Annotated in this window: 24 protein-coding genes and 1 tRNA gene; 18 read left to right on the top strand and 7 right to left on the bottom strand. The window is 57.3% G+C overall.

What is annotated here, in order from left to right:
* Positions 1–55: 55 nt before the first annotated feature.
* The 9 genes from HDF08_RS22120 (at position 56) to HDF08_RS22115 (ending at position 9471) form a co-directional block, all read left to right on the top strand.
* Positions 56–364 (top strand): flagellar biosynthesis anti-sigma factor FlgM, encoded by a 309-nt coding sequence (locus HDF08_RS22120; protein WP_179638132.1) that lies wholly within the window; start codon positions 56–58, stop codon positions 362–364.
* A 250-nt stretch (positions 365–614) separates the two neighbouring features.
* A complete protein-coding gene (gene flgK, locus HDF08_RS09050) occupies positions 615–2027 on the top strand; it encodes a flagellar hook-associated protein FlgK (RefSeq protein ID WP_179638131.1) in 1413 nt (470 codons plus the stop codon).
* Positions 2028–2076: 49 nt separating this feature from the next.
* Positions 2077–2979, top strand: coding sequence for a flagellar hook-associated protein FlgL (gene flgL, locus HDF08_RS09045; RefSeq protein ID WP_179638130.1), 903 nt, complete (start codon positions 2077–2079; stop codon positions 2977–2979).
* A 796-nt stretch (positions 2980–3775) separates the two neighbouring features.
* Complete coding sequence (locus tag HDF08_RS09040) at positions 3776–4465, top strand: dienelactone hydrolase family protein (RefSeq protein ID WP_179638129.1); 690 nt, start codon at positions 3776–3778, stop codon at positions 4463–4465.
* Positions 4466–4583: 118 nt separating this feature from the next.
* Entirely contained in the window at positions 4584–4850 is a 267-nt protein-coding gene (gene rpsO / locus HDF08_RS09035) for a 30S ribosomal protein S15 (protein WP_158944128.1), read from the top strand.
* 318 nt (positions 4851–5168) lie between these two features.
* Positions 5169–7604: a polyribonucleotide nucleotidyltransferase gene (pnp, locus tag HDF08_RS09025; protein ID WP_179638127.1), complete on the top strand. Its 2436-nt coding sequence runs from the start codon at positions 5169–5171 to the stop codon at positions 7602–7604.
* A gap of 106 nt (positions 7605–7710) precedes the next feature.
* The gene (locus tag HDF08_RS09020) at positions 7711–8580 is read left to right on the top strand and encodes a hypothetical protein (RefSeq protein WP_179638126.1); all 870 of its coding nucleotides are present in this window, start codon (positions 7711–7713) and stop codon (positions 8578–8580) included.
* A 40-nt stretch (positions 8581–8620) separates the two neighbouring features.
* A complete protein-coding gene (locus HDF08_RS09015) occupies positions 8621–9031 on the top strand; it encodes a hypothetical protein (RefSeq protein ID WP_179638125.1) in 411 nt (136 codons plus the stop codon).
* A 260-nt stretch (positions 9032–9291) separates the two neighbouring features.
* Positions 9292–9471 (top strand): site-specific integrase, encoded by a 180-nt coding sequence (locus HDF08_RS22115; protein ID WP_179638124.1) that lies wholly within the window; start codon positions 9292–9294, stop codon positions 9469–9471.
* Between the two features lie 93 nt (positions 9472–9564).
* Here the strand turns inward: HDF08_RS22115 and HDF08_RS09005 are convergent.
* Positions 9565–9641: transfer RNA gene (locus HDF08_RS09005), tRNA-Met, on the bottom strand.
* A 211-nt stretch (positions 9642–9852) separates the two neighbouring features.
* Here HDF08_RS09005 and HDF08_RS09000 point away from each other — a divergent pair.
* The 5 genes from HDF08_RS09000 (at position 9853) to HDF08_RS08980 (ending at position 15617) form a co-directional block, all read left to right on the top strand.
* Positions 9853–11163: a BON domain-containing protein gene (locus HDF08_RS09000; RefSeq protein ID WP_179638123.1), complete on the top strand. Its 1311-nt coding sequence runs from the start codon at positions 9853–9855 to the stop codon at positions 11161–11163.
* A 414-nt stretch (positions 11164–11577) separates the two neighbouring features.
* On the top strand, positions 11578–12828 hold the full coding sequence (locus tag HDF08_RS08995; RefSeq protein ID WP_218884532.1) for a P63C domain-containing protein: 1251 nt from the start codon (positions 11578–11580) through the stop codon (positions 12826–12828).
* 398 nt (positions 12829–13226) lie between these two features.
* Positions 13227–13865: a flavin reductase family protein gene (locus tag HDF08_RS08990; RefSeq protein WP_179638122.1), complete on the top strand. Its 639-nt coding sequence runs from the start codon at positions 13227–13229 to the stop codon at positions 13863–13865.
* Between the two features lie 190 nt (positions 13866–14055).
* On the top strand, positions 14056–15069 hold the full coding sequence (locus HDF08_RS08985) for a hypothetical protein (RefSeq protein WP_179638121.1): 1014 nt from the start codon (positions 14056–14058) through the stop codon (positions 15067–15069).
* Positions 15070–15071: 2 nt separating this feature from the next.
* On the top strand, positions 15072–15617 hold the full coding sequence (locus HDF08_RS08980; RefSeq protein ID WP_179638120.1) for an MBL fold metallo-hydrolase: 546 nt from the start codon (positions 15072–15074) through the stop codon (positions 15615–15617).
* A 112-nt stretch (positions 15618–15729) separates the two neighbouring features.
* Here the strand turns inward: HDF08_RS08980 and HDF08_RS08975 are convergent, their stop codons facing one another.
* Both HDF08_RS08975 and HDF08_RS08970 read right to left on the bottom strand, forming a co-directional pair.
* Positions 15730–16572 carry an ABC transporter ATP-binding protein gene (locus tag HDF08_RS08975; protein ID WP_179638119.1) on the bottom strand — a complete coding sequence of 281 codons (843 nt, stop codon included), beginning with the start codon at positions 16570–16572 and terminating at the stop codon, positions 15730–15732.
* Between the two features lie 18 nt (positions 16573–16590).
* A complete protein-coding gene (locus HDF08_RS08970) occupies positions 16591–17370 on the bottom strand; it encodes an MlaE family ABC transporter permease (RefSeq protein WP_179638118.1) in 780 nt (259 codons plus the stop codon).
* Positions 17371–17498: 128 nt separating this feature from the next.
* On the opposite strand from HDF08_RS08970, the gene HDF08_RS08965 reads away from it, so the two are divergent.
* The 4 genes from HDF08_RS08965 to hpnE are packed head-to-tail and all read left to right on the top strand — an operon-like array spanning position 17499 to position 21872.
* A complete protein-coding gene (locus tag HDF08_RS08965) occupies positions 17499–18554 on the top strand; it encodes an alcohol dehydrogenase catalytic domain-containing protein (protein ID WP_179638902.1) in 1056 nt (351 codons plus the stop codon).
* Positions 18551–19492, top strand: a complete 942-nt coding sequence (gene hpnC / locus HDF08_RS08960; protein WP_373563148.1) for a squalene synthase HpnC — start codon at positions 18551–18553, stop codon at positions 19490–19492. The genes HDF08_RS08965 and hpnC overlap by 4 nt, the downstream gene beginning before the upstream one ends.
* Positions 19489–20427 carry a phytoene/squalene synthase family protein gene (locus HDF08_RS08955; RefSeq protein ID WP_179638117.1) on the top strand — a complete coding sequence of 313 codons (939 nt, stop codon included), beginning with the start codon at positions 19489–19491 and terminating at the stop codon, positions 20425–20427. Before hpnC ends, HDF08_RS08955 begins: the two co-directional genes overlap by 4 nt.
* A gap of 11 nt (positions 20428–20438) precedes the next feature.
* Positions 20439–21872, top strand: a complete 1434-nt coding sequence (gene hpnE, locus HDF08_RS08950; protein ID WP_179638116.1) for a hydroxysqualene dehydroxylase HpnE — start codon at positions 20439–20441, stop codon at positions 21870–21872.
* A 144-nt stretch (positions 21873–22016) separates the two neighbouring features.
* On the opposite strand, the gene HDF08_RS08945 is transcribed toward hpnE, so the two are convergent.
* The 4 genes from HDF08_RS08945 to HDF08_RS08930 all read right to left on the bottom strand — a co-directional run bounded on the left by HDF08_RS08945 (position 22017) and on the right by HDF08_RS08930 (position 25867).
* Positions 22017–22400 carry an EamA family transporter gene (locus HDF08_RS08945; protein ID WP_179638115.1) on the bottom strand — a complete coding sequence of 128 codons (384 nt, stop codon included), beginning with the start codon at positions 22398–22400 and terminating at the stop codon, positions 22017–22019.
* Entirely contained in the window at positions 22397–22816 is a 420-nt protein-coding gene (locus HDF08_RS08940; RefSeq protein ID WP_179638114.1) for an EamA family transporter, read from the bottom strand. Before HDF08_RS08940 ends, HDF08_RS08945 begins: the two co-directional genes overlap by 4 nt.
* Before the next feature lie 90 nt (positions 22817–22906).
* Positions 22907–24394, bottom strand: a complete 1488-nt coding sequence (hpnJ, locus tag HDF08_RS08935) for a hopanoid biosynthesis associated radical SAM protein HpnJ (protein WP_179638113.1) — start codon at positions 24392–24394, stop codon at positions 22907–22909.
* A gap of 126 nt (positions 24395–24520) precedes the next feature.
* Complete coding sequence (locus HDF08_RS08930; protein WP_179638112.1) at positions 24521–25867, bottom strand: TolC family protein; 1347 nt, start codon at positions 25865–25867, stop codon at positions 24521–24523.
* Between the last annotated feature and the right edge of the window lie 48 nt (positions 25868–25915).

Here is a 25915-nt window from a genome sequence, read left to right as displayed (position 1 = left end):
AGTACTAAAGTTTGCGGATTGAAGGCCGATATAGTCAAGTAGACGGAGGCTCATCATGAGCTATACAAGTGGAATCGGCAGTCAACAGACAACCAACGCGATCACTCCATCTGAGACGCAGCCGGCTGTAATTGTTAATACGTCAGGGACTGTAGCCGGCAAATCTGAAGCACTTAGCGCAACTGTAGTACATGCCGACGAGACGGCTTTGAGTTCAACAGGGGGCCTCGTATTTCAGTCTCTAGGGGCTTCCGATACGCGAACTGTGAAGGTTTCATCTTTGCAGGAAGCGATCGCAGCTGGAACGTACACAGTGTCGTCGTCAGATATGGCAGACAAAATCATACAGTCCTTACTGGAATAACAATGACAATTGATCAAACAGTGGCTGACGTATTCGATGAGACGATTAAGGCTCTCACTATTCTGGATCTGAATAAACTGCAAACCCTGGAAGAGCGAATTGCAGCGCTTGCGAAGTACAGCATCGTATGCAGCAAAGGCAGTCTTAGTTCGATTTTGGCAAAGAGGCATCTACTTGAACTCATTCTTCGAAATCTTGAGTCGAATCTAGCTACACTTCACCGCCTGCACGGGAGAGACATGAGAGACCAATGGGCACACTAACCTCATTATTGAATATAGCCAGCGAGGCCTTACTGGCTGATCAGGCTGCCCTGAACGCGACCGCTAACAACGTTGCGAATCAACTTACTCCTGGCTACACGCGTGAGGTCGTTAGCTTCCAGTCGGGGGATTCCGTCTCCCTTAGCGGGCAGGCCCAGAGCACCGGCGTCACTGCTACCGTTTCGTCACAGAGGGATCGCGTTCTCGAACAACGAGTACAGCAGCAAACACAGACCACATCGCAGAGCGCAGCGCTTCAAACTGCTTTGCAGCAGGTTGAAAACATATTCGGATTGACCTCGGCTTCGACGGGGTCGGGAGCCGTAGCTTCGTCTCAACTTGGCACCGCGATCAACGGATTCTTTAGCTCTTTATCTTCCTTGGAAGCTAATCCGTCTGATGCAGCAACGCGACAGAAAGTACTAACTGCTGCGACCGCTTTAGCCGGCGCATTCAACAGTGCATCAAGTCAGCTTTCGCAGATCTCCGTCAATCTTAATCAGCAAGTCAGCGGTGACGTCGGCCAAATAAACTCGCTCACCTCTTCGATAGCTTCACTTAATTCCAAGATCGCCAGTACCAGCCCGAATGGGGATGCCGGCAGTCTTGAAGATCAGCGGCAAGAGGATATCGATCAACTGTCTCAGCTCGTTGGATTGGACCAAATTTCAACTTCACAGAACGGCATTTCTCTGACAACCAGCGGCGGAGCAGTTTTGGTTAGCGGTGATCAGGCCATTCAGGTTAGCACGACACAGGTGGCAGGCAACACAGACGTGCTGGCAGGGGACCCTCCTCAGGACGTGACTTCAAACCTCAGCGGCGGAGACCTGGGTGGAGCGTTGCAAGCGAGGGATCAGTACTTGTCGACTTATTCCGCGGCGTTAGATAAGTTAGCCTTTTCCCTTGGAACTGCAGTAAATCAGCAGAACGAGCTAGGAGTTGACAGTAGCGGGAACCCAGGACTGGCGATCTTCAGCCTGCCGGGCAGTGCGACTGGTTCTGCTGCAACGATCGCGGTTTCTGCAACCTCTCCTGGGGCCGTAGCGGCTGCCTCTGCTGGAGAGGGGTCTTCGGGCAACAGCAACGCTACTACTCTTGCCGATCTTTCCACGACCAATGTGGTCGGGACCCAGACGGCCACAGGTTTCCTCGCCTCGTTCCTTGATCAGGTTGGCAGTGATGCTTCGGCCGTGACGACGGAGAATGCAACGCAACAGGCCACGCTCACTCAGCTTTCGACTCAGCGCAATTCGCTCTCGAGCGTATCTTCTGACGAAGAAGCATCGAATCTAACGCAATATCAGCGCTCCTATCAGGCGGCGTCTCAGGTGTTCTCGATCGTTGACACCCTGATGGCGAGCGCAATCAATCTTGGTGAACAAACTACAGTGACCTAAGAAGACGCGGCACTCTTAGACTTAACCAACTACCAATCAGGAGCGCATCTTGCGAGTAGATCCGACTTATCTCAGCAGTCTGACCGGGGCACTCAACCAGTCCAGTTCCGCGATCAATAACCTGACCTCCGAGCTATCTAGCGGATTGAGTATCCAATCGCTTCAGGACAATCCGGTTGCTGTCGCACAGAGCACCCTCTTGGCCAGTCAGATCGAACAGGCGGACACGTTCGTTCAATCTGCTGCCGGGGTGGGATCGAGGCTGCAGGTTGCCGACTCGACTTTGGGCGACGTGGTGACCCAGATCAATCAGGCGCTCTCGCTCGCGGTGCAAGGCAACAACGGCACACAGAACGCGTCGAACAATGCCAGCATCGCTCAAGCGCTCAGCGGGATTCTTACTGAAGTGGTCTCGCTGGCGAATACCAGTTATCAAGGGCAGTATCTCTTCAGCGGGAGCCAGGGGTCCGTCCAGCCTTTCACGCTCAATACCGCTGCCGTTCCACCCACAGCTACCTACGCCGGCGACACTAATGTGCAGACCGTCGAAGTGCCAGGAGGACAAAAACTTCCAATCAATCTGCCTGGTTCCTCTGTCTTCGGTTCGGGGACCACCGGGATTGTGGGGGCACTGAGTCAGTTGATCGGCGATATCTCGAGTGGCGCCTCGACCGCTAGTCTCACGACCGATACGGCTGCGCTCACCACCGCTCTTGGTCAGCTATCCGATCAGCGGCAAACACTCGACAGCTCTTTGAGCCGACTCAACTCCGCCAGTACCTTTGCGCAAACCAGTGAAAGTCAGCTTGTGGTGACGCAGGGCACTCTGGTTTCAGCGAATCCTGAGGAGGTGGCTACGCAACTTTCGTCTGCCGAAACTCAACATCAGGCGCTGCTCAGCGTCATTAGTAACCTGGGGAACCAAGAGGACCTCTTTCAACTGATGAGATAAGTGGTCTCGGCATTCCGTTCCGCCATACCATGATGCGGAGTAGTTTTGCGGCTCGTTTTGCGTGCAAAGTGCTTATTGCAAATGGCTTGAAGATAAAGTATTCAATTCAGGTCGCTTGCAGGCTTAAAGCGTTGGACATAGCCAATTCGTGCAGGGCTTCAGGGTCCTAATTCAAGTACAGCTGATTGGGTATTACAAATGCGCGAGGCGTATGTTTTAGGTGTTGGCAGAACCGCAGGACTGAGGATCCGACTGCGATTGCTCTTGGACTGTGCAACTATCGCTTTTGCCTGAGTTTAAAAGAACTAGTTGGATGGGACGATAGAGGAGACAAAAGAAACAGGAAACCGTAACCGCAACCGCAGATCCCCTTCGGGGATGACAACAAAAGAACAGGCTACAATCGAACATCTTTGGGGGAGTGCCTATACTTTGATCTGAGGACTACTGATGGGTGAAGAGGTGAGATTTCTTTGGAACGCGACGCGCGGTAACAGATTGAGGCCGTGGCGAAGCCCCTATCTGCGATGGAGACTGGAGACCTATTCGGGCCAACACGCGGATACCGTACGGGCGCTCGATTTTTGGAATCTGTTCTGGAAAGAAAAAAGGCAACTGTTTCGATTTCTTCGCTGGACGCGTGAGATCAAAAGCTACACCGAATCCGAGACGAAATAGAAAACACGAGCCAGCGGAATCAATGTCGAAAGACTGCGTGGTCTCGAAGAGTGACTTTTTCTTTTATTTGACAACCCACGATGGCAAAGCAGCTCGATGGATTGGATATGATGGAGTTATGAGTGAGTGGATCAAGCTAAAAGCAAAAGACGGTCATGAACTGGGAGCGTACGTTGCAAAGCCCAATGGGGAAGCAAATGGGGTTTTGATTCTTGTGCAGGAAATATTTGGCATCAACGCCCATATCCGCAACGTGGCGGATGGGTATGCCAAAGATGGATTTCTCGTGGTTGCGCCTGCGATCTTTGACCGGTTTGAGCCTGGCGTCCAGTTGACTTACCAGCCCGGTGACATGAAGCGAGCTTATGAGTTCTATGGCATGTTGAAGCCCGAGACGACGCTGATGGATGTGGCTGCGGCGTATGCGTGGGCGAAGAAGGCCGGCAAGAAGATTGGTGTTATCGGCTTTTGTTACGGCGGGTTGACTAGCTGGCTGGTGGCTACGCGCGGCAAAGACTACGAGATGCAACCTTCCGCCTGCGTCGGCTACTATGCGGGCGGCATTGGGGCGGTGGCAAAGGAAAGTTCAAGCTGCCCGGTGATGTTGCACTTCGGCGCGAACGATAGCCACATTGGGCAGGATCAGATAGAGGCGGTTCGTTCGGCTCATCCGGAGGTAGAGATCTTCGTCTACGAAGGGGCGGGACACGCCTTTAGCCGTGATGTCGATCCCAATAGCTATCACGCTGTCTCGGCCAAGCTGGCACGAGAGCGCTCGCTCGAGTTTTTGAAGTCGCATCTCGCCTGAAATTTCCCAAAATCGTTAGCATCGTTGGCGGCGCTCGATTGCCCGGTTTCGCCAGCGGTGCTATCCTTATGTGGACACTAAGAGTGAATTAGAAAGAAGATTAGGAGTAGAAACAGCTGTGTTGGCATCCGCTAAAAAGACAGACATTATTGAGAAGTTCCGCACGCACGACTCAGATACCGGGAGTCCAGAGGTTCAGATCGCTATTTTGAGCGAGCGTATTGGCGAGTTGACGGAACACTTCAAGGCACACAAGAAGGACCACGGATCGCGTCGCGGCCTTCTGATGCTTGTGAGCAAGCGTCGCCGTTTGCTTGACTACCTGAAGAAGTGTGACGCGGACCGTTATCGCGAGGTCATCGGCAAACTCGGAATCCGCAAGTAACCGCACTATCCCCGGAGAAACCGTTCAAACTATGGGAGCATACACGGCCCGTTCCTATTCGGCTGCCAACTTCGTGCAAGGTCCTGTAAGACCTTTGTCGCCGGGGTTGCTGACGATGGGACGCCACGGTGCCGTATCCATAGTCTTCGACTCACGCGGGCTCTGGTCCATGAACAACCTCAGGAACAATCTATTCCAGCGCAGCTCGCTGGCGGCTTACTAAACCGCCAGCGTCTAGCTGCGCTTTTTCGCGCCCGATCAAAGGATGTCGCGATTCAAGCTTATTTATTCGATAGAACACGAGAGAAGAGAGGCAACATGAAACAGGATGTGACAGTTGAGCTTGCCGGCGGCAAGCAAATTAAATTCGAGACCGGACGCATGGCGAAGCAAGCCCCCGGTGCGGCCCTTACTTCAAGCGGCGATAACGTAGTTCTGGCAACGGCAACCGCCTCCCCCGATCCGAAAGAAGGAATCGACTTCTTCCCGCTCACCGTGGAATACCGCGAGTTTACCTATGCCGGCGGCCGCATCCCGGGTGGGTTCATCAAGCGCGAAGGCCGTCCTAGTGAGAAGGAGATTTTGACGAGCCGTCAGATCGACCGCCCGATTCGTCCGCTCTTTCCTGAGGCGTTTCGCAATGAGACCCAGGTAGTTGCCTTCGTCTACTCTGCGGATAAAGAGAATGATCCCGATGTACTTGGCATCAATGGAGCGAGCTGCGCGTTGGCGTTGAGCGACATTCCTTTTCACGGCCCGGTTGGGGCGGTGCGAATCGGTTTGATCGACGATCAGTTTGTGGTGAATCCTACTTACGCTGAGCGGGCGCAGAGCAAGTTGAACATCATGGTCGTCGGCACGAAGGACGGCATCGTGATGATCGAGTCGGGCGCAAAGGAGGTCGCAGAGAACCGCGTGGTCGATGCGATTGAGTTTGCTCATGAGCAGATCAAGAAGATCTGTGCGGCGATTGAAGATCTCGTTGCCCGCGCGGGTAAGACCAAGCGCACCGTCAACGAGGTGGAAGTCGATCACGCGTATCTGAACGAGCTGACGGCAAAGGTTGGGGAGAAGCTGAAAGATGCTCTCGACACCGAGAAGCATCCGAAGTTCGAGAGCTATGCGTTGGTCAAGACGATCAAGGATGAACTGAAGAAAGATCTGCCTGAGGGCGATGCACCCGCTGCGAAGAAGCTCAGCAAGTATTACGAGCTCTTGCGCGAGAAGATCTTCCGCGACCAGGTTTTGCACGATCGGATTCGTCCGGATCATCGTGCTTTCGACAAGATTCGCGACCTCAGCATCGAGGTTGGTGTACTTCCGCGGGTTCACGGTTCGGCACTCTTCACGCGCGGTGAGACGCAGGCGCTGGTGAGTGCGACTCTGGGTACTACCGACGACGCGCAACGGCTTGAGAGCTATGAGGGAGAGCAGAAGCGCCGCTTTATGCTGCACTATAACTTCCCGCCGTTCTCGGTTGGCGAGGTCGGTCGTATGACTGGCGTGGGTCGGCGTGAGATCGGTCACGGTGCGTTGGCTTTTCGTGCGATTGAAGCTGTGCTGCCGGCCGAGGATGAGTCGCCTTACACGCTGCGCGTTGTTTCGGACATCCTGGAGTCGAATGGATCGTCGTCGATGGCTACGGTGTGCGGTGCGTCCCTCGCATTGATGCAGGCAGGTATTGCGATCAAGGGATCAGTCGCAGGCGTTGCGATGGGCCTCGTGAAGGAAGGCGATAACTACGCCATTCTGACGGATATTGCCGGTGCGGAAGATCACTACGGCGATATGGACTTCAAGGTTGCGGGTACGCGCAACGGCATTACCGCGCTGCAGATGGACATCAAGATCATGGGGATCACTCCGCAGATTATGCGCGAGGCTCTGGAGCAGGCGCGAAAGGGTCGGCTCTTCCTGCTCGATACGATGGATGGCGTCATCTCGGGTGCGAACCAGGAGAAGTCGCAGTTCGCTCCGCGCATTCACACGCTGCAGATTCCTACGGATAAGATCCGCGATCTGATCGGGCCGGGAGGCAAGGTGATTCGCGGCATCATTGATGCTACGGGCGTAAAGATCGATGTGGATGATACAGGGCGCGTGAATGTGGCGTCGAGCGATGCAGATGGCCTTGCACGCGCGATCCAGATGATCAGCGATCTGACTGCTGTGCCTGAGATTGGGAAGACCTATCTTGGGAAGGTGGTTCGTCTTGCGGAGTTCGGCGCATTTGTCGAGATCTTCCCTGGAACCGATGGGCTGCTTCACGTCTCCGAGATCGCGGAACATCGCGTGAAGGAGGTGAAGGATGAACTTCGCGAGGGCGATCAGATTTTGGTGAAGGTTCTTGCGATAGAAGGGAACCGGATCAAGCTTTCGAGAAAGGCTGTGTTGCGAGAGCAGCGCGCTAAGCTTGGTCTTCCGGAGCCTGGTCAGATCGGTACCGATGGAGGCAGCGTCGCGGCCGGTGCAACCGGGGGACAGGGTCATCACGATGCTGTTGCCGGTGATGCCGACGGGAGCGACGAGGACGGTGAGGACTTCGACGAGGATGGTGACGAATCGACGGAGGAGCCCAACTTCAACCGCGCGGAGGGCGCAGTTCCGGTCCCGGCGGGCGCCGGAGCACCGGGCGCGAATGGCCCTGGTGGACAGAGGCGGCCGGGTGGCGGAAGGCGTCGTCGTAGCGGTCGTCGGCCAGGCTCAGGTTCTGGCCCCGGCTCTGGCGCGCCTTCGGGCGGCGGCAATCGGTAGGACTCCATAATGGACAGAAAGACCGCGCATCTCGCGCGGTCTTTCTGTCTGTGGAGTGAATTGCAGGGAGCAAACTGCGGAGGAGTGAGTTGCGGGGTGAGTCGAGATGAGACGCGCGATGTGGATTGCGTTTGCAGCAGTTTGTGTCTTGTCGGCTACCTCGTGGGTTGTTCCTCGTACGGAGGGGTTGCCTGCGCTTGAGTTGCAGGGGCTTCGTTATGGGGTGATCGGGCTGGTTGCACTTTTGTCTGGGCCACGCCGAGTTCGGTTTGGGAGTGTTGGGCTGCGGGTGGCGGCCGCCGGGGTGGGGTTCTTTGGCCTTCCAATGTTGGCGGTGGAGTGGGCGCGGGCTGGCGTGGCAGAGACCAGCAGAATCGCTCTGTTTGCCATGGTTCCCGTAGTCGTGGTGATCGTGGTTGCCTCTGGAGATGAGGAGCGTGGGGCGCGACGGTCCCTGGTTCCGGCTCTGGCGGGACTCGCGGGGCTTCTGTTACTTCTGCCGCTGGAGTTTTCGAACTCGCTTCGTGGGCGCTTGATGCAGGGTGCGCTGTGTCTTGCAGTAATTGCGGTGGGGTTGTCGAGCGTCTGGCTGTATCGCATGTTGCGGGGGATGGCTCTGGCAGAGGCGCTGGCGGTTGTATGTATAGGTAATGCGGTGTTCTTGCTGGTCTGTAGTGCAGTTCGGGAGGAGTTGGTCTGGCGGTGGAGCGGATTGGCCTCTGTGGCGTCACTGGCTTCGCTGGTGGATGTTGCCGAGGTGGTCTTGCTGGTCTGGCTGCTGCGGGAGATGGCTCCGGTGCGTTTTGCCGCGCGGTACCTGGTGATTCCGCTGCTGACTCTACTGGAGAGTTATGTACTGATGCGGCCTGAACTGACGGTGAGGGTCATCAGTGGGGTCATCCTGCTTGCGGCTGGTGCGGGGGTGCTTCTGGCTCTGGAGATGAGCGAGGAAGAGACGATGCTGTCTCTTCGTTGATACTTTTCTGTGTCGACTTCTGCGCTGTACACTTTGTAGAATGGCTGCTTCCATGTACATTGTGGTCGAGGGCGAGGACCCTGGGTTCGATATCTTCGTAAATGGGAGATCGCTGGCGCGGCATGAGGATGCGCTGGAGCGGCTTGCTCTTCGGCTTGCTGTTCGACCGCTGATCGAGTTCTTTTCTGCGGATGAGAATTCCATGTCACTGCTGATCGAAGAGGGCGCGGGGAATCAGGAGCTTCTGCGCCGGCTACCTCCACCGCAGTGGTATTCGCCCGCGGATGGACTGAAGACAGTACGTGCGTTGTTGAGAACGCTGGAGGCTGATCCGCAACAGCTGGGTACCGAGGGGGAGCAGGTGCTCTCTGAGCTGTTGGAGTATGCTCACGTGCTTGAAAAGACCATGGATCGCAAGATGCGATGGCATCTGGCGGTTAGCTGGCGGTAATTCGACTCCCGGATCGTTTATCCTTATTAGGCACTCCTTTCTGCTCGGCTACACGACTCAGGGTACGGAGAAGAGTAAGTTTTCGCCGCATGAGCATCGTCTCTTGGCGTTCGGCTTGCTTACGGAGGGACAACTTCCAGGCCTATTTTGATCCCGTCATTAGAGTGTAGAAATCCGAGGGTTTCTTGCATGATCGGGAGTACGGAGGCGGACTAGAGAGTACCCCGGAATGGGGTAAGTACGGCGGCATTGGGTGGCACATGTTCCGGCATACCTACCGCTCTTGGCTGGATGAAACGGGGGCACCGATGGGGGTGCAGCAGAAGCTCATGCGGCACGCCCAAATCTCGACCACGATGAACGTGTACGGCAACGCGCTGATAGAAGCAAAGCGGGAAGCCAATGCGGCTGTCGTTCGCAGGATCTTAGGGAGTGTATAACCCATGACGCGAGCGTCCAAACATGCGAAAACCCGGCGGAGCAGATACCCTTGCTCTTACACCGGGTTATTCCGGGTTGGAAGTTTCGCTAAGTGGTTGCGGGGGTAGGATTTGAACCTACGACCTTTGGGTTATGAGCCCAACGAGCTACCGGGCTGCTCCACCCCGCTCTTTGAATATACCGTTACTTCCAGCTAAGGTCAATCGACCCTGATGTGAGCCGAGAATGCCGTTTTAGACTGTGTGAGACGAGTTGAGCGTAACTTTTTTCTGAAAACCGAGTCTGCACTAATAGGATGTTAGCGTGGCGATAGCGTGCCGCGCCGGAGGGCGTAGGGGCTTATGTGCGAACGGTTTCAGTGCAAGTTTTTCAAGTTAGCGATGACGGCATTCTTGATGGCCAGTGTCGCGTCGGCAGGTGGCGTAGGGTTAGCGCAGGCCAAGCCAGCGACTGTGCCCGATGCCCAGATTGAGGCAAGTGTTCTAAAGGCTTTAGCGGGTGCCCCGGAGTTGGCCGATCAGGCGATTACTTCGACTACCGTTTATGGTGTCGTGACGCTGAGTGGCACGGTGCGGGATGAGCCGTCGCGTGATCTTGCGGATCACGTGGTTTCGAACACGGCAGGAGTGCAAAAGGTTGTGGACCAGCTGATCGTAGGTGCGCTCCCAGCTGTTACAGGCAGCAACTCTCCGCAGCAACAGCAGGACTCCCATCAGGGGACAAATCCCAATCTGCAATCTGATGGCTCGGTTGCTCCTCCGCAAGCGCAGAGTCCTCCAGCTCCAAACAGTCCGAGTGCATCTGCTGCGCCGCAGGGTTCGCAGCAGAACAGTACGTACCCACCCCCTTATCAGGGGCAGCAGCAGGGTGGGCAGTATCCGCCGCCTTACCAAGGGCAGCAGGGTGGTCAGTATCCTCCTGTGTATGGTGGGCAGGGGGGGCAGTATCCACCGCCTTATCCGGGACAGCAGCCGGGACAATATCCGGCTTATGGGCAGCCTTATCCTTCGCAGTATCCTCCGCAGCGGCCTTATGTGGCGCAGAGGGGTGGAGACGCTGTTGTGGTGCCGATTGGAGCCAACCTTCGGGTTCGTATCAACCAGGGGATGAACAGCAAGAGCACCACGGTAGGGACTACGTTCGACGGAGTGGTTCTGAATGACGTTGTGGCTGGTAATTCGATCGCGATTCCCCGTGGTGCTTCTATCCAGGGAACTGTGGTGGCGGTGCATACTGCGGGCGAGTTGAAGGGCAAGGGCGAGTTGAAGTTGCAGCTCAACTCTGTTTCGCTGGGTGGCAGGGTCTACCCGATTGCTACCGATTTCTGGTGGCACCAGGGGGTGGATAAGACGGGGAACACGGTAGGGAATACGGTGGGGCTGGGCGCAGTTGGCGCGTTGATCGGTGCGGTTGCAGGCGGCGGCGTCGGAGCGGCTGTTGGTGCCGGGGTGGGTGGCGTGGCCGGTCTTGGCGTGTCGGCGGCTCAGGGCCGGGGTGAGGCGTCTCTGCCTCCTGAGGCGATCCTGGTCTTCCATCTGACACAACCGGCTGACATTACGACGGTGTCTCAAGCTGAGTTGAACCGGCTGGGGGCAGGTGTTCCGGTGGGCGCGGACCCACAGTTCCGCCGCCGCTATCCGCCACCTCCGCCGCCTGGCTACTACGGACCTGGTTACTACCGGCCCTACTAAGTTATCGTTGGGAGAGAGTCGGCTTTTGGCTCTCTCCTTCTTTTTTCGTCTCAGATTTTTGTACGCCCGTGATGCAGCTTCGGCTGTTGCGGGCGTTTTTTGCGAGGGTGCGAGTGGTGCGGACTTCTGACACTGCCTCGGCACTGCCACAGCTTGTGGTAAGTTTATGGTGTGAAGTGTGGCGGCTGTGGTGTTTTCGTGGCTATCTTTTTGCTGGCTTCGGGTTGGGTTGGGCGTTGCGATGCCTTGGCTGAGGCTCTGACCCCCTCCCTCTTGGGGTATTTTGGGAGTAAGGTGCTTATATTCAAGGGCTTACAGGTGGGTTGTGGCTGTAACGCATTCATTCCAAATGGGTTGCGCCTAAATTACTATTATCAATAAGTTAGCCCCGGTGGCCTCCGGGGCTGATGTGTTTTGGATCTTGTTATCAGTATAGCTGTTGGAGTGGAACTCATACGCCACGCGATTCTCCTTGTCTGGCGCGGGGTTTCGTTGTTTTGGGGCTTGACAGGTTTTTGGGGTCGGATAGAAGATGCTGGCTTAGACGATTCACCGATCCTTTCGTCTGCAAGCATCTTTACAACAACTGCTTGCGCGTATAATGCAAGCAGTATTTATAAAAAAGGTGCAAGCATGAGCGAAAAGATATCGGCAAAAGCTAAAGGCGGATTCGCAAGGGCAGAAATCCTTGGCCCAGAAAAGCGAAAACAAATCGCAATCAACGCAGCTAGTGCTAGATGGTCGACTACACTGCCGAAAACTCTTGGCCAAGGAAATCTGAAAATCGCTGGTTCCGAAATTCCATGCGCCGTGATTGATGGCGAAGTGCGAGTACTTAATCAAGCTGGATTTCTCAGAGCGATTGGTCGCGCTCGTTCTCCCAAGTCGGGAACAGGGGTTTTGACCACCGTCGACGATCTCCCCTTCTTTTTGCAGGCAGAGTCACTTAGGCCATTCATTTCAGACGATTTAAAAAAGTCGTCCAAAGCCATCTTTTACGATGGAGGATCATCGCGCATGGTCGGGTATGATGCTCGGCTGCTTCCCCAGGTGTGCGAGGTGTATTTGAAGTATCGGGACAATTGCCTATCGATTGGGAAGGCGGTCCCAAAGCGATACGAGCACATCGTTCTCGCTTGCGACATACTCATGCGCGGCTTAGCACACATCGGAATCATCGCTTTGGTTGACGAGGCAACTGGTTATCAGGAGGTGCGTCCCAGGGATGCGCTGCAAGCATACCTCGAAAAGATAGTGGCTAAAGAGTTAGCTGCTTGGGCGAAAAAGTTTCCCGATGAATTCTATGAAAACATCTATAAGCTCAAGAATTGGCCGTGGCCGGGAATGTCTAAGAATAGATACAGCGTGGTAGCTCACTACACAAACGGGCTGGTTTACGAGCGGATCGCGCCGGGGCTTCGCAAGGCACTTGAGGAGAAGAACCCTAAGAACGAAAAGGGCTGGCGTCCTGCCAAGAACCATCAATGGCTAACAGCCGAAATTGGCGATCCAATGTTGGCTCAGCACTTGTACTCGCTGGTAATGTTTCAGCGCCTAGCGATATCTAGCGGATTTGGATGGAACCGTTTTGTCAAGATGGTCGACCGTGTGCATCCAAGAAAAGGCGCAACGCTCGAATTGCCGTTCCCTGACGAGGAACTCTAATTTCTCGCCTGACTTCCCTAATGATCCGCGCGGCGGCTTAGTTCACCTCACGGGTCTTCGGCTTGGGGGATTTGGTCGCAGAACTAGTCTCTTCTACAGAATGGCGATGTCCCAAATGTTCAGTAAATTGCTGATCCCGGAGTCGCTGCCACTCAGCTTCAGTCGCAGGTTTGGGGCGAGCAGTGTTTCGTTGGATCTTGAAAGCACCGCATGAGCAGCTGTACTCCGTTTCGCTAATCTTGATGAGTTCCGGTTTCTTCGCCATTTCAAGAGCCTACGCCGCACCTCAAACCCAAGCAATTCTGTGGAAATTCAAACTGCAACACTACCCAAAGAGGCGATTGCGAGTACAACGGGTGGCGGGAATGCTAGGCTGCTGAAGGGTACCAGGAGTAAAGATGATTTTTGATGTTGAGAAGATTAAGGCGCGTGAGACCTATAACCTGCTGATCGGTTTGGTTGCGCCTCGGCCGATTGCTCTGGTGACGAGCATGAATGAAGAGGGCAGGATGAATGCTGCGCCTTACAGCTCGTACAACTACCTTTGTACCGATCCGCCGATCGTCGGGCTGGGGGTAATGAATCGTCCTTCGGAGCATTTTGTGCCGAAGGATACGGCGCGGAATATCCGGCGGACGGGGGAGTTCGTGGTGAACGTGGTGACCGAGGATATCGCGCAGCAGATGAACATCTGCGCGACGGATTTTCCTGCGGAGTTTGATGAGTTGGAGATGGCCGGGTTTACGACTGCGCCCTCGCAGGTGGTGAAGGTGCCGCGGATCGCGCAGGCTCATGCGGCGCTCGAGTGCAAGGAGTTTACAACGATGGAGATTGGGCGGTCGCGGATCGTGCTGGGTCGGGTGGTGTCGATCTATATCGAGGATAAGTTTCTCGATCCGGCGGGGCCTTATGTGCTGTCGGAGGAGTTGCATGCGATTGGCCGCATGAATGGGCTGGGCGCTTACGTGAAGACGCGGGATTCGTTTTTGAATATTCCGCGGATTCCTTATGAGGAGTGGAAGAAAGGGAAGCGTTAGCGGAACGCAATAGAGTCGAGCGCTGAGTGACGAGTGGAATGATTGATCAATAGAAGGATATTTCTTGTTTCTGATTAGTATTCGGGCCGCTGAACCCACGCGGATAGGCTGATAATTTGTACGGCCAAGTCGTCGAGCGTCGCAGCAGTCAGAGCGGAAGTTTTAATCAAGTAGATTTGAGGTCATAATCTTGCTGAAGCGTAACTTTGTGTCGTCAGCGATTCTCCTTCTTTTCGCAGTTCGGCTGTACGCCTCCGATTCTGCGGCTCTCACCTTAATCCATGCCGGCCTCACCGCACAGGGCGGTGAAGCCAAATTGCGAGCCCTGCGCAGCGTGCAATGGGAAGCCAACGGTTACCGAAACGAACTAGAACAGTCCGAACGTCCTGAAGGGCCCTACATTGTTCAGATGAATGAACTAACCGAAATTCACGACTTGGCTGCTCATCGGTATCTAAACCGGCAGGTGTCGTCTCTCTACCCTGTAGCGAGGTTCACAAATAGCGTAGTTGTGGCTAATTACGTTGCCATGCGCTTAGTTTCATCCCAGGGGGCAGCAGCGCCGCCGCAGCAGACTGCACAACCCGGAACTCCGCAGCAGGTACAGTCTGCTCAGGAACGCATGGCGTTGAGTCCGGAACGGCTCTTGCTCACTGCGCTCGATGCACCCGATTTGCACGTGGCACCTGATACCACTTTGCAATCAATTTCGCAAAACGTAGTCTTATTCACATTCGATGGCGCACCAGTTACGATTTATCTCAATCCCTACACACATCTTCCTACGGCGGTTGATTATTCCGGCCCTCTGGCGCATAGCAACTTCTGGAACTACCTAGGTGATGTAACCATGCGCACCAGCTTCAGCTTTTGGTGGTTGGCAAAAGGAGGCATTCACCTGCCGCTCCAGTGGAATGTGGAGGAGAATGGGTTGCCGGACAGCATGTTCGTGATTAGTGAACTAAAGATCGACGAACCGTTGGACGAATCCGAACTCACCATCCCTGATGAAGTGCGTAAGCGCTACAGCCCCGATTCGAAATCCGCTGACCTTGAGGCTCGTCCTCTCGGCATCCCCGGTCAACCAGCGAAGGAGCTAAAGCCTGGCGTGGTTTCGTACCGGGTATTTGGAACACGACTTTTGTCCGCCAAGACGATGGCATTGTCATTCTGGAAGCGCCAATCTCTTCGGGCTATTCCGTAAAGGTGATCGCAGAAGCCAGAAAACGCTTCCCCGGTATACCCGTTAAGGCCGTCATCACAACTTCCGATTCATGGCCGCACTTGGCAGGAATTCGGGAATACGTGGCAGAAGGTGTTCCGATCTACGCTCTTAACTTAAACCGGCCCATTCTTGAACGTGTAATTGCTGGAAAACGCACGACCAAGCCCGATGCATTGGAGCGCTCGCCACGACAACCCGAGTTTCATGTTGTTAGCGGAAAAACTGTGCTTGGCGCGGGGCCGAATCGGCTGGAAATCTACCCAATACATGGTGAGACAAGCGAGCGGCAGATGATGGTTTATTTTCCTGAGCATCACCTGCTTTATGGCAGCGACCCTTTCCAGCAGAATGACGATGGCTCATTTTTCTATCCGCAGACCGTTGGGGAGTTGATGGATGCCGTTGCGCGCGAGCACCTCGTAGTTAATCAGTTTTTCATGATGCATATCGGTCTGACGCCATGGAACGACTTGCCAAGAGTGCTCGTAGGTGCAGCCATGAAGGACACACCTGATGGCAAACTTTAGCGCAAGTGGCACTATCTGCCAAAGCTGCTCAGGGCCTGCGCTTTGAGAATTGGTTGGCTAGGCGATTTTTGTGGGTAGAGTGGAGTCGAGGTGCTTCGGCGTTCGATGGGGGCTAGGAGAGGTATTCCCTGAGCCAGGGGTCGGTGGAGTGGACGAGCTCTTCGGTGGTGCCGTCGAAGACGACTTTTCCCTCGTTGAGGACGAGGAACTTTGTGCTGTCGTCGATGCCGTTGTTGGGGATCTGTTCGACTTTGCCGGTCTCTTTGTTGAAACGGCTGCGGGCGAGGAGGTAGGCGTCCTGGATGCGGTGGGTAATGACGAGCGAGGTGGTCTGGGTGACGTCGCGCTGCTTGATGACGAGGTCGATGATGGTGGTGGAGGTGATGGGGTCGAGGCCGCCGGTGGGGGAGTCGTAGAGGATGAGGTCGGGATTGGTGATGATGGCGCGGGCGATGGAGACGCGACGGCGCATTCCTCCGGAGAGCTCAGAGGGAAATTTTTCGATGGTGTTTTCGAGCTCGACGAAGCGGAGGGCCTCGATGACGCGGGCGTGAGTTTCTTCTTCGGGGAGTTTGTCTTCGTGGAGGCGGTAGGAGACGTTGTCGCCGACGGAGATGGAGTCGAAGAGGGCCGACTCCTGAAAGACCATGCCGATGCGGCTGCGGAGTTTGAAGAGATCTTTCTCGCGCATGGTGGAGACGTTGTGGCCGAAGACTTGAATGGAGCCGGTGTCGGGCTTGAGGAGGCCGTTGATGAGCTTCAGGAGGACGGATTTGCCGCCGCCTGCGGGGCCGAGGATGATGCGGGTTTCGCCGCGCTGGACGGTGAAGGAGACGTTCTGGAGGATGGGCTTTACATCGAAGGTGATGGAGACGTCTTCGACGACAACGATGGGCTCCTGCGAGTCGGGTTTGTTCTCGAGGGTTGCGGAGCCGGATTGGGCGAGGTCTGCCATTGGAGTGTGATTCTGCCTTTACCTGCCGAAGACGCCGATCATGGCGCGTGTGACGAGGAGGTCGACGATGATGATGAAGACGGAGGAGACGACGACAGCCTGAGTGGTGGCTTTACCGACGCCCTGGGTACCCCCCTTGGTGTTCATGCCGAAGTAGCAGCCGACGGTGGCGATGATGAAGCCGGAGAAGAGGGGCTTGGCGAGACCCTGTACGACGTCTCCGTATTGGAGAGCACGGTAGGAGTTGTGAAAATAGGATGAGCCGTTGAGTCCGAGCAGGGCGATGCTGATGAGAGCGCCTCCGGCGATGCCGCAGGCGTCCGACATGATGGTGAGGAAGAAGAGCATGAAGACGGTGGCGTAGAGGCGCGGGGTGACGAGTTTTCGGACGGGGTCGGTGCCGAGGGCTCGCATGGCGTCAATCTGCTCGGTGACCTTCATGGAGCCGATCTCGGAGGCCATGCCGGAGGCGTTGCGGCCGGAGACCATGAGGCCGGTGAGGACGGGGCCCAGCTCCTTGACCATGGAGAGGGCGACGAGGTTGCCGGTGAGGCTGACGGAGCCGAAGGCCTCGAGCGAGGTGGCGGACTGGAGGGCGAGGACGCAGCCGGTGAAGAAGCCGGTGAGGACGACGATGGGCATGGAGCCGACGCCGATGTAGTCCATCTGGGTGTAGATGTCGGCCAGATAACGCGGCTTGCTGAAGAGGTTGACGACGGCTCGCCATGCCAGGATGGAGTAGTCCTGGATCGCGGCGAGTCTTTCCTTGGCGAAGATCTCTGGGGAGACAAAGGGCATGTTTATGTGGCTCAGATTATCAGATGCTGGGGCGGCGGCGAGGATTGCATGTTCTTGAAGGATTTGAGGGATGGCGAAATGTGCACCAATCCGGTCGGGAATGAGAAGATAGAAGAGTGAAAGCTGAGATGACGGCGGCGGTGTTGTACGGCAAGGAAGACCTGCGGCTGGAACGCGTAGCGATACCGCAGGCCGGTGCCGGGGAGTTGGTGGTTCGGGTGGGGGCGGCGCTGACCTGTGGGACGGATTTGAAGGTCTATCGGCGAGGCTACCATGCCAAGATGCTGAAGCCGCCAATACCGTTTGGGCATGAGCTGGCTGGGGTGGTGGAGGAGGTAGGCGCTGGGGTGACGGCGTTCAAGGTGGGGGACCGGGTGGTGGCTTTGAACTCGGCTCCGTGCGACGTGTGTTTTTTTTGCAGGCATGGACAGCAGAATCTGTGTGAAGATCTCTTGTTTAACAACGGGGCTTATGCGGAGTTTATTCGGATTCCGGCGCGGATCGTGGAAAAGAATACGTTAATTGTGCCGGATGGGGTTCCGCTGGAGTTTGCGGCGCTGACCGAGCCGCTGGCGTGCGTGGTGAGAGGGCTGGAGGAGAGTGTAGCGAAGGCCGGAGACACGATGGTGGTGATCGGAGCGGGGCCGATCGGGTTGATGTTTATGCATGCTGCGGAGATTGCGGGGGTAGAGGTGATTGCGGTGGTGAAGCGCGAGGACCAGATCGGCGCGGCGAAGTTGTTTGGGGCTCGCGAGGTGGTTCACGTGGGCTCCGTGCCGGATGTTGTGGCGGCCACGCGTGCTCTGACTCCTGCGGGAAGGGGCGCGGATATCGTGATCGAGGCGGTGGCGGTTCCGGCCACGTGGGAGTGGGGAGTGGATATGGTGCGGAAGGGCGGAGTAGTGAACTTTTTTGGGGGTCCGCCGAGCGGGACGAAGGTAAAGCTGGATACCAACCGGCTGCACTACGGAGACATTACGTTGAAGGCGAGCTTTCACCACACGCCGGCGACCTGCAGGACGGCGTTTGAGCTGGTGACGAGTGGGCGGTTCAAGTGCGCGGAGTACATCACGGGACGGGCTGGGCTGGAGGAGGTGCCGGCGGTCTTTGCGGGGATGATGCATCGCAATGGAAGTGCGCGGGATATCAAGACGGCGGTCTTTCCTGCTGGGGGGCCGCGGTGAACGATACGACTGCGATGCAGCATGCGCTGCTGGGTGCTCCGCATGAGTACCTGACGCCGCTGGAGAGGCCAACTCTTGCTGAAGCGCGGGCCTGGTGCAGGGAGCTGGCGACTTCGCACTATGAGAACTTTCATGTGGCGACCTTTTTTCTTCCGGCGAAGGTGAGGCCGCACTTCGAGAGTATCTACGCGTACTGCCGGGTGGCCGATGATCTGGGAGATGAGGTGGAGGATCACGAGGTTGCGACTCGTCTGCTGAATAGCTGGGGCGCGATGCTGGAGGAGTGCTACGACGCGCCGGAGCGGTCGATGCACCCGGTGTTTGTGGCGCTGCGGGAGACGATTCGAGAGTGCGATCCGCCACGGCAGCTCTTTCTGAATCTGCTGCATGCGTTTCGGATGGATCAGTACAAGACGGAGTATGAGAGCTGGGAGGAGTTGCTGGAGTACTCGCACTACTCGGCGAATCCGGTGGGGCGGCTGGTGCTTTGGGTTTGCGGGTATACCGATGAGGCGCGGGCGCTGATGTCAGACAAGGTTTGTACGGCGCTGCAGCTGGCGAACTTCTGGCAGGATGTGGTGGAGGATAAGGAGCGGGGTCGGCGGTATCTTCCTGCGGAGTCGATGGTGCGGTTCGGGGTGGACGAGGGACAGATAGAGGGGCGGGTGTTTACGCCGGAGTTTCGCGGGATGATGCAGGAGCTGGTGGTACGGACGCGCGTGATGCTGCTGGAGGGTGGGGAGATCAGCCAGCATGTGGATAAGGAGTTGAAGGTGGTGCTGGATCTGTTTCGAAAGGGGGGAGAGGCGATTCTGAACGGCATTACAAGACAGGACTTCGATGTGTTGCGCGGAAGACCGGTGGTGTCGAAGACGCGGAAGGCGGGTCTGCTGATCGAGGCGCTTGTAGGCAAGCTGAGCGCGGGGATGGCCTCGTGACGACTGTTGAGGCTTATGCTGTGTGCGCCGGGATTGCGCAGCGGGAGGCGAAGAACTTTTATTACTCGTTTCGCGTGCTTCCGGAGCCGAAGAGAAACGCGATGTGCGCGGTGTATGCGTTTATGCGGCGGGCCGATGATATCTCTGATGAGGAGACGATGCCGGTGGTGGAGCGGCGCGTGGTGATGACCGAATGGCTGGGTGCCTGGCGTGAGGCGCGGCGCAGTGGCGTGTCGGATGATCCGGTCTTTGTGGCGTTGAACGATACACAGAAGAAGTTTGCGATTCCGGATGCGCTGCTGGAGGATCTGGTGCGGGGTACGACGATGGACCTCGAAGAGTCGCAGGCCGATGTGGTTCTTGTAACCGATATCGTTGCAGATAAGACGCAGACGCTGCAGGTGTATGAGGATTTTGAAGGGTTGTATCGCTACTGCTACCTGGTTGCTTCGGTGGTGGGGTTGGTTTGCATCCGCATCTTTGGATATAGCGATCCACGGGCTGAGGTGCTGGCGGAGAAGACTGGTGTTGCGTTCCAGTTGACCAATATTCTGCGGGACGTGAGTGAGGATGCGGAGCGTGGACGGATCTATCTTCCGATGGAGGATTTGACTGCGGGCAGGGTTGAGGTGGGACAGCTGCTGCAGGTGGTTCGCCGGGAGGCTGAGACGAAGGTGGTCCGGAGTCTGCTGGCTCAGGAGGCGGCGCGGGCGCTGGTTTATTATGCTGCGGCGGAGGAGTTGCTGCCGCTGATCGATAGGGACAGTCGCGCGGCTCTTTGGGTACTGGTGACGATCTACCGCGGGTTGCTGGAGCGGATTATGGCTAAGAACTACGACGTCTTCTCCGAGCGCGTAAGTGTGCCGACCTCGCGGAAGCTGCTGATCCTGGCGCAGGGAATGGGGATGGCTGTGCGCAACCGGATGGTTTCGTGAGTGGCGGGGTCATGAGTAGTGCGGTTGTGAATGGCGCGGAACATTGCGATGTGATTGTTGTCGGCGCCGGGGCGGCGGGGCTGGCTGCGGCGAGTGCGCTGGCGAGGGCAGGGAAGTCTGTAACTGTTCTTGAACGTAAACCTTATGTGGGTGGGAGAGCTTACTCGTATGAGCATCCTGCGCTGGGGGAGGTGGTGGACCAGCAGCATGTACTGCTGGGATGTTGCACAAACCTGATTGAGCTTTGCGAGCAGGCGGGGACTGCGGGCAAGATTCGCTGGTATGACGAGCAGACTTTTCTCGAGCCGAATGGAAGTGCCAGCACGATTGTGACGAGCGATCTTCCGGCACCGTTTCACTTCGCGCCCAGCTTTGCGGGCATGTCGATGCTGGGGTTGAAGGACAAGGTTGGGGTTGCGCGTGGGTTGATGGAGTTCTTTCGCGGGTATCCGGCGGAGGATACGGAGAGCGTCGAGCACTGGCTGAAGCGCACGAAGCAGACGGAGCTTGCGATTCGGCACTTCTGGAACCCGATTGTGATGGCTACGCTGAATGATCGGCCGGCGCACTGCTCGACTCGGTATGCGGGCAAGGTATTTCATGAGCTGTTTGTGAAGTCGTCTACGGGGGGGCGGCTGGGGATACCTACGGTTCCGCTGAGCGAGTTTTATTCGGCTGAGGCGCGGATGATCGAGGCGTATGGGGGGGCGGTGCGGCTTCGCGCGAGCGTAGAAGGGCTGGTGCAGGAGGCGGATGGACGGTGGCGTGTGTATACAGCTGACGCGGGTTATACGGCGGACGCAGTGATTCTGGCGCTTCCGTTTGAACAGACGCAGAGGCTGCTAGCGGCGGTTCGGGTGAACGAGGAGTTTGCGGGACGATATGCCGAGACTAAGGATGATCTGGAGTTAAAGATGGCTCGGCAGATGCACTCGGCGTTTACTTCGATTCTGCTTTGGTACGACCGCGAGATTACAAATCTTGATCATGCGTGGTTATTGGATACGACGATTGAGTGGTTCTTTCACAAGTCGCGAATCAGACGGTATGCGAAGAAGCGGGGGAGCTACGTCGAGCTGGTGATTGCAGGGTCGAAGGCGCAGCTGAGTATGACGCGGGAGGAGATCCTCTCGTCGGCTTTGCGGGAGCTGGAGATGTTCTTTCCTGAGGTGAAGCAGGCGAAGCTGGTGAAGAGTGGGGTGCTGAAGGAGGCGCGCGCTACGTTTTCTGTGACGACGGGGCTGGATCAGTTTCGGCCAAAGCAGGAGACGGAGTGGCCGGGGCTCTTTCTTGCGGGGGATTGGACTGCGACGGAGTGGCCTTCGACGATGGAGGGTGGAGTTCGGAGTGGACGGCTGGCGGCGGGGGCTGTGGTGGGGGATGCGAAACGATTTATGGCGGCGGAGACTCCGCCTAGTGGGTTGATGCGCTGGTTTAGCCGGTAACTACGAACGAGATGTCCTGCCGGACGGGCCCACTGCGCGTGGGGCGGTCACTTCGTGACTTGTATACCTTGTGTTGGGGAGATGATCTGTAGTGGACCTCCCGTTGGTCGGAAGGGGCATACTGCTTGCTCGCTTTTAGAAAAACTATTTTGCCAGGAGGGCTACGCCGGCGCAGACGAAGAGGGCAGCGATCCAGCGGCGGCTGTCTACGTTTTCCTTGAGGAAGAACTTTGCGGCGGCGGCTGTGGTAATGAAGGTGAGAGAGGCCGTTGCGGGGGCGACGAGGCTCAGGTCTGCTCCGGAGAGGGCGAAGAGGAGCGAGAAGAAGCTCAGGGCCATGCAGGTGATTCCTAGAAGGAACATGCCGCTGGAGAGGACGGCTTTGATGGCGCCGAGGAGGCCGGACTTGGCGCGGATGTCGTCGAGGTCGCCTAGCTTGCGCATGCCGCCGGCGATGAGGATGTCGCCCGCGGTAGCGGTGAGGACGACGACGGCGATGGTGGCCCAGGTGTGGAGGGTGGGGTTCATGGGAGGGCCTCGACTTCTACTGGGGCGTGTTCGGTGCGTGAGGGACCGTTGGCGACGAAGCCTACGCCGATGACGATGAGGGCTACGCCGAGCCAGCGGGAGCGGGAGACATGCTCGTGGAGCCAGAAGCGGGAGAGAACGGTGACGATAACGTTGCCGAAGGCGGTGGCGGGAAGGACGAAGGTGATGTCGGCCCAGCTGAGGGCGGTCATGTAGCAGGACATGAAGCCGAGCAGGACGAGGATGCCGGAGATGATCCAGGGGCTCTTGAGAGCGAAGAAGAGCGTGCTGAGGTGATTGAGGGAGATGGGGCCGATTTGCTTCATGCCAATGCCGAGGAGCGCGTCGCCAATGGATGCGCCGAGCATGACGGCGATGAGGACGAGCCAGCGGCGGGGAGTGAGGGTGTGTTGCATTCGTGTCGATCCGTTCCGGTGATACAGGCTAAGAGAAAGCGGCCAGCATCTGCATGCTGACCGCTTTTAGATGCTTCAAGAACTGGATAGTTACGCGTTCATGCTGACGGACTCCTGCGCCTTGGCGGCGTTGGCTTCCTTGACGGCACGGACCGCTTTGTTGCGCTTGGAGCGGAGGCTCATGAAGGATTTGGCTTCGGTGTAGAGGCGGGGCACGTCGCGGTTGACGATGGCCTGCCAGACTACGCGGAAGGCAGCCTTGGGGCGGAAGTAGTATTCGTCGTAGAACTTGTGCACCATCTCCATGACGTACTCGACGGGGAGGCCGGGGTACTCGATGTGGGCCATCTGGTGGCCACCCTCATCGCTCATGGCTTCGTTGGTGATGAAGCCGTTCTCCTTGGCGTAGTCGAAGAACTCGGTGCCGGGGAAGGCGTGGGCGATGGAGACCTGGATGGTCTCGCAGTCGAGCTGCTTGGCGAAGTCGATGGTGTTGCGGATGGACTCGCGGGTTTCTCCGGGGAGGCCGAGGATGAAGTCGCCGTGGACGACGAGGCCCAGCTTGTGGCAGTCGCGCTGGAAGTCAAGGGCACGTTGAACGGTGGCACCCTTTTTGATGTTTTTGAGGATTTGAGGGTCGCCGGACTCGTAGCCGACGATGAGGAGCCGGCAGCCGGCTTCCTTCATGGCTTTGAGGGTGTCGTAATCAGTGGTGACGCGCGAGGTGCAGGACCAGGTGAGGCCGAGGGGCTTGAGCTTCTCGCATAGCTCGACGGTACGGACCTTCTGGATATTGAAGGTGTCGTCGTCGAAGAAGAACTCCTTGACGTGAGGGAAGAGCTCTTTGGCCTGCTTCATCTCGGCCGCCACGTCGTCGGTGGAGCGCTTGCGCCAGGCATGGCCGGAGAGGGTCTGGGGCCAGAGGCAGAAGGTGCACTGAGCGGGGCATCCGCGGGTGGAGTAGAGCGAGACGTAGGGATGCAGCAGGAAGGGGACGCTGTACTTGGTAACGTCTAGGTCGCGATGGTAGATCTCGGTGGCCCAAGGCATGTTGTCGAGCTCTTCCGGGGTGACCTGTGGGCGGTCGGGATTGTGAAGGATCTTTCCGGTGGATTTGTCCTTGTAGCTGACGCCGAGGATCTCGTTGAGCGGCTTGCCGTTGGCGTACTCGACGACGGAGAAGTCGAACTCGCGGCGGCAGATGAAGTCGATCGCGGGGCACTCGTTGAGGGCCTTATCGGGGGAGGTGGTCACCGGGGGGCCGACGAAGGAGATCTTGATGTTGGGATAGGTCTGCTTGATGACCTCGGCCATCTTCTGATCGCCGTCCCAGCCCATGGTGCTGGTGAAGAGCACGAGGAACTCGTAGTCCTTGAGAATCTCGACGACCTCCTGCCACTTGATGTGGTGGGGCGGAGCGTCGAGGAGACGGGAGCCTTCCAGCATGCCAGCCGGATAGGTGAGCCAGACGGGATACCAGTAGGACTCGATCTCGCGGGTTGCGGGCCAGCGGGAGCTGGCGCCACCGTCAAACTTTTCGAAGGAGGGCGGGTTCAGGAACAGTGTCTTGAGAGGCATAATAATAACTCGATTTTACCATTTCGTTAAGGGCTTGAGGGGCTTTTCTGACGTTTGCAGCAGGTATCTGCAGCGATGCCTGAGTGCGCCAGACGATTCATTCCAAATCGGATATTCGTGATCTTGCTAGGGTTTTGTGGGAGTGACGGACTGGGCCTGCAGGGCGGCGGAGATCCAGCTCTCGAGGTCCCCGCTCTCTCGCATGAGATTGATCTGAGCCTGTTGCAACTCGAAGTTGGCATTGAGGACGGCGAGGAACTTTTCCCGCTCGGCGATGCGGGAGGTCTGCTCGTCTTTGGGGGTCATCTGGGCGCCTGCCAGGTTTCCGTTGCCGGTATTGAGTTGAACCATGAGGATGTCGAGGTTTTGCTGGGCGAGCTGCTGATCGAGGGTGGCGATCTCGGCGCGGACGGCGAGCTCTGCTACGGCGTGCTGGATTCTGAGTCTGGAGTCGAAGAACTGATCGCGTATCGAGTCGGCTTCGTGCTCGGCGTGGGCGGCATCAGCGTCTGCCTCGCGGGCTTTGGCCTTGTGAGCGACATCGAAGAAGGGAATGGTGATCTGGACGCCGATGGCGGCGTTGTTCTGCTGGAAGCGGAAGTAGTAGTCCTGCAGGTTGTTGAACTTTGCGTAGCGGCTGTACTGGGCATCGAGAACGATCTGCGGCCGCCAGAGATAACGGTTCTCCCCGAAGGCGATCTCACGCTTGGACCGCGCGATAGCGTAGGCAGACTCGACGGCTGGGTTGGTTCCGACCAAGGTTGCGGTGAGATTGGCTTGCTGGCTGCCGGAGACGTCGCCGGTGAGGGCGGGGATGCTGCTGGCTGAGGTGCTGATCCCTTGCGGAGGCAGGCCAAGGAGGCGGGCAAGGTGAGCCTGGTCTGTCGCCGCCTCGTCGTCCACTCGAAGACGGGCGAGATGGATCTGCGCGGCGGAGAGGCGGGCGGTGGTGAGACCGATGGGAGTGTCCTGACCGGAGGAGAGACGATCCTCAACGATAGAGACGAGATGGTCGGCGAAGCCTTGCTGCTGCTGGAGGACGGCTTGCCGCTGAAGGTCGCGATGGAGCGCGAGGTAGGTGATGGCGGTGTCTTCGGCGACGGCTTCGCGAACGTCCTTCAGTGCGAGGCCGGCCGCTTCGAGCGAGGCCTTGGCGCCGCGAATGTAGTCGCGCTGCGGATAGCTGAAGACGAGAGACTGCGCCGTGAGGTTGTAGATGGAGGGCTGGCCCAGCGGGAATCCATAGGAGGGAGGACCGATGGAGGATGCGCCGACAACATTTGGGACGAAGGCATCTCTGAGCTGATCGAGGGCGGCTTGCGCCTTGTTGACGTCGGCTTGGGCGGTCAGGACTTTAGGGCTGTTCTTCAGGGCCAGACCTACCGCGCTGGTAAACGATATCTGCGCGATGGCAGGCGTCACGAAACAAGCCAGAGCAGAGCACGCGATCAGTGGGCGAAGAAGACGAATCATACTTGCTGGAAGATTCCTTAAGACGGGTTAGAGATCATGGTATCGCCT

Source organism: Tunturiibacter empetritectus (genome assembly GCF_013410875.1).
GTDB classification, from domain to species: Bacteria; Acidobacteriota; Terriglobia; order Terriglobales; family Acidobacteriaceae; genus Edaphobacter; species Edaphobacter empetritectus.
The sequence above is the reverse complement of the archived record's forward strand: the minus strand, read 5'-3'. Positions and strand labels throughout refer to the sequence as shown.

Excerpts from the sequence above, each read along its gene's own strand:
- HDF08_RS09040 (WP_179638129.1), top strand. The coding sequence starts at position 3,776 with ATGAGTGAGTGGATCAAGCTAAAAGCAAAAGACGGTCATGAACTGGGA.
- HDF08_RS09015 (WP_179638125.1), top strand. The coding sequence starts at position 8,621 with ATGGCTGCTTCCATGTACATTGTGGTCGAGGGCGAGGACCCTGGGTTC.
- HDF08_RS08990 (WP_179638122.1), top strand. The coding sequence starts at position 13,227 with ATGATTTTTGATGTTGAGAAGATTAAGGCGCGTGAGACCTATAACCTG.
- HDF08_RS08945 (WP_179638115.1), bottom strand. The coding sequence starts at position 22,400 with ATGAACCCCACCCTCCACACCTGGGCCACCATCGCCGTCGTCGTCCTC.
- flgK (WP_179638131.1), top strand. The coding sequence starts at position 615 with ATGGGCACACTAACCTCATTATTGAATATAGCCAGCGAGGCCTTACTG.
- pnp (WP_179638127.1), top strand. The coding sequence starts at position 5,169 with ATGAAACAGGATGTGACAGTTGAGCTTGCCGGCGGCAAGCAAATTAAA.
- hpnE (WP_179638116.1), top strand. The coding sequence starts at position 20,439 with ATGAGTAGTGCGGTTGTGAATGGCGCGGAACATTGCGATGTGATTGTT.
- HDF08_RS08930 (WP_179638112.1), bottom strand. The coding sequence starts at position 25,867 with ATGATTCGTCTTCTTCGCCCACTGATCGCGTGCTCTGCTCTGGCTTGT.
- HDF08_RS08940 (WP_179638114.1), bottom strand. The coding sequence starts at position 22,816 with ATGCAACACACCCTCACTCCCCGCCGCTGGCTCGTCCTCATCGCCGTC.
- HDF08_RS09000 (WP_179638123.1), top strand. The coding sequence starts at position 9,853 with ATGACGGCATTCTTGATGGCCAGTGTCGCGTCGGCAGGTGGCGTAGGG.
- HDF08_RS08970 (WP_179638118.1), bottom strand. The coding sequence starts at position 17,370 with ATGCCCTTTGTCTCCCCAGAGATCTTCGCCAAGGAAAGACTCGCCGCG.
- HDF08_RS09020 (WP_179638126.1), top strand. The coding sequence starts at position 7,711 with ATGAGACGCGCGATGTGGATTGCGTTTGCAGCAGTTTGTGTCTTGTCG.
- HDF08_RS08965 (WP_179638902.1), top strand. The coding sequence starts at position 17,499 with ATGACGGCGGCGGTGTTGTACGGCAAGGAAGACCTGCGGCTGGAACGC.
- hpnJ (WP_179638113.1), bottom strand. The coding sequence starts at position 24,394 with ATGCCTCTCAAGACACTGTTCCTGAACCCGCCCTCCTTCGAAAAGTTT.
- HDF08_RS08975 (WP_179638119.1), bottom strand. The coding sequence starts at position 16,572 with ATGGCAGACCTCGCCCAATCCGGCTCCGCAACCCTCGAGAACAAACCC.
- HDF08_RS22120 (WP_179638132.1), top strand. The coding sequence starts at position 56 with ATGAGCTATACAAGTGGAATCGGCAGTCAACAGACAACCAACGCGATC.
- HDF08_RS22115 (WP_179638124.1), top strand. The coding sequence starts at position 9,292 with ATGTTCCGGCATACCTACCGCTCTTGGCTGGATGAAACGGGGGCACCG.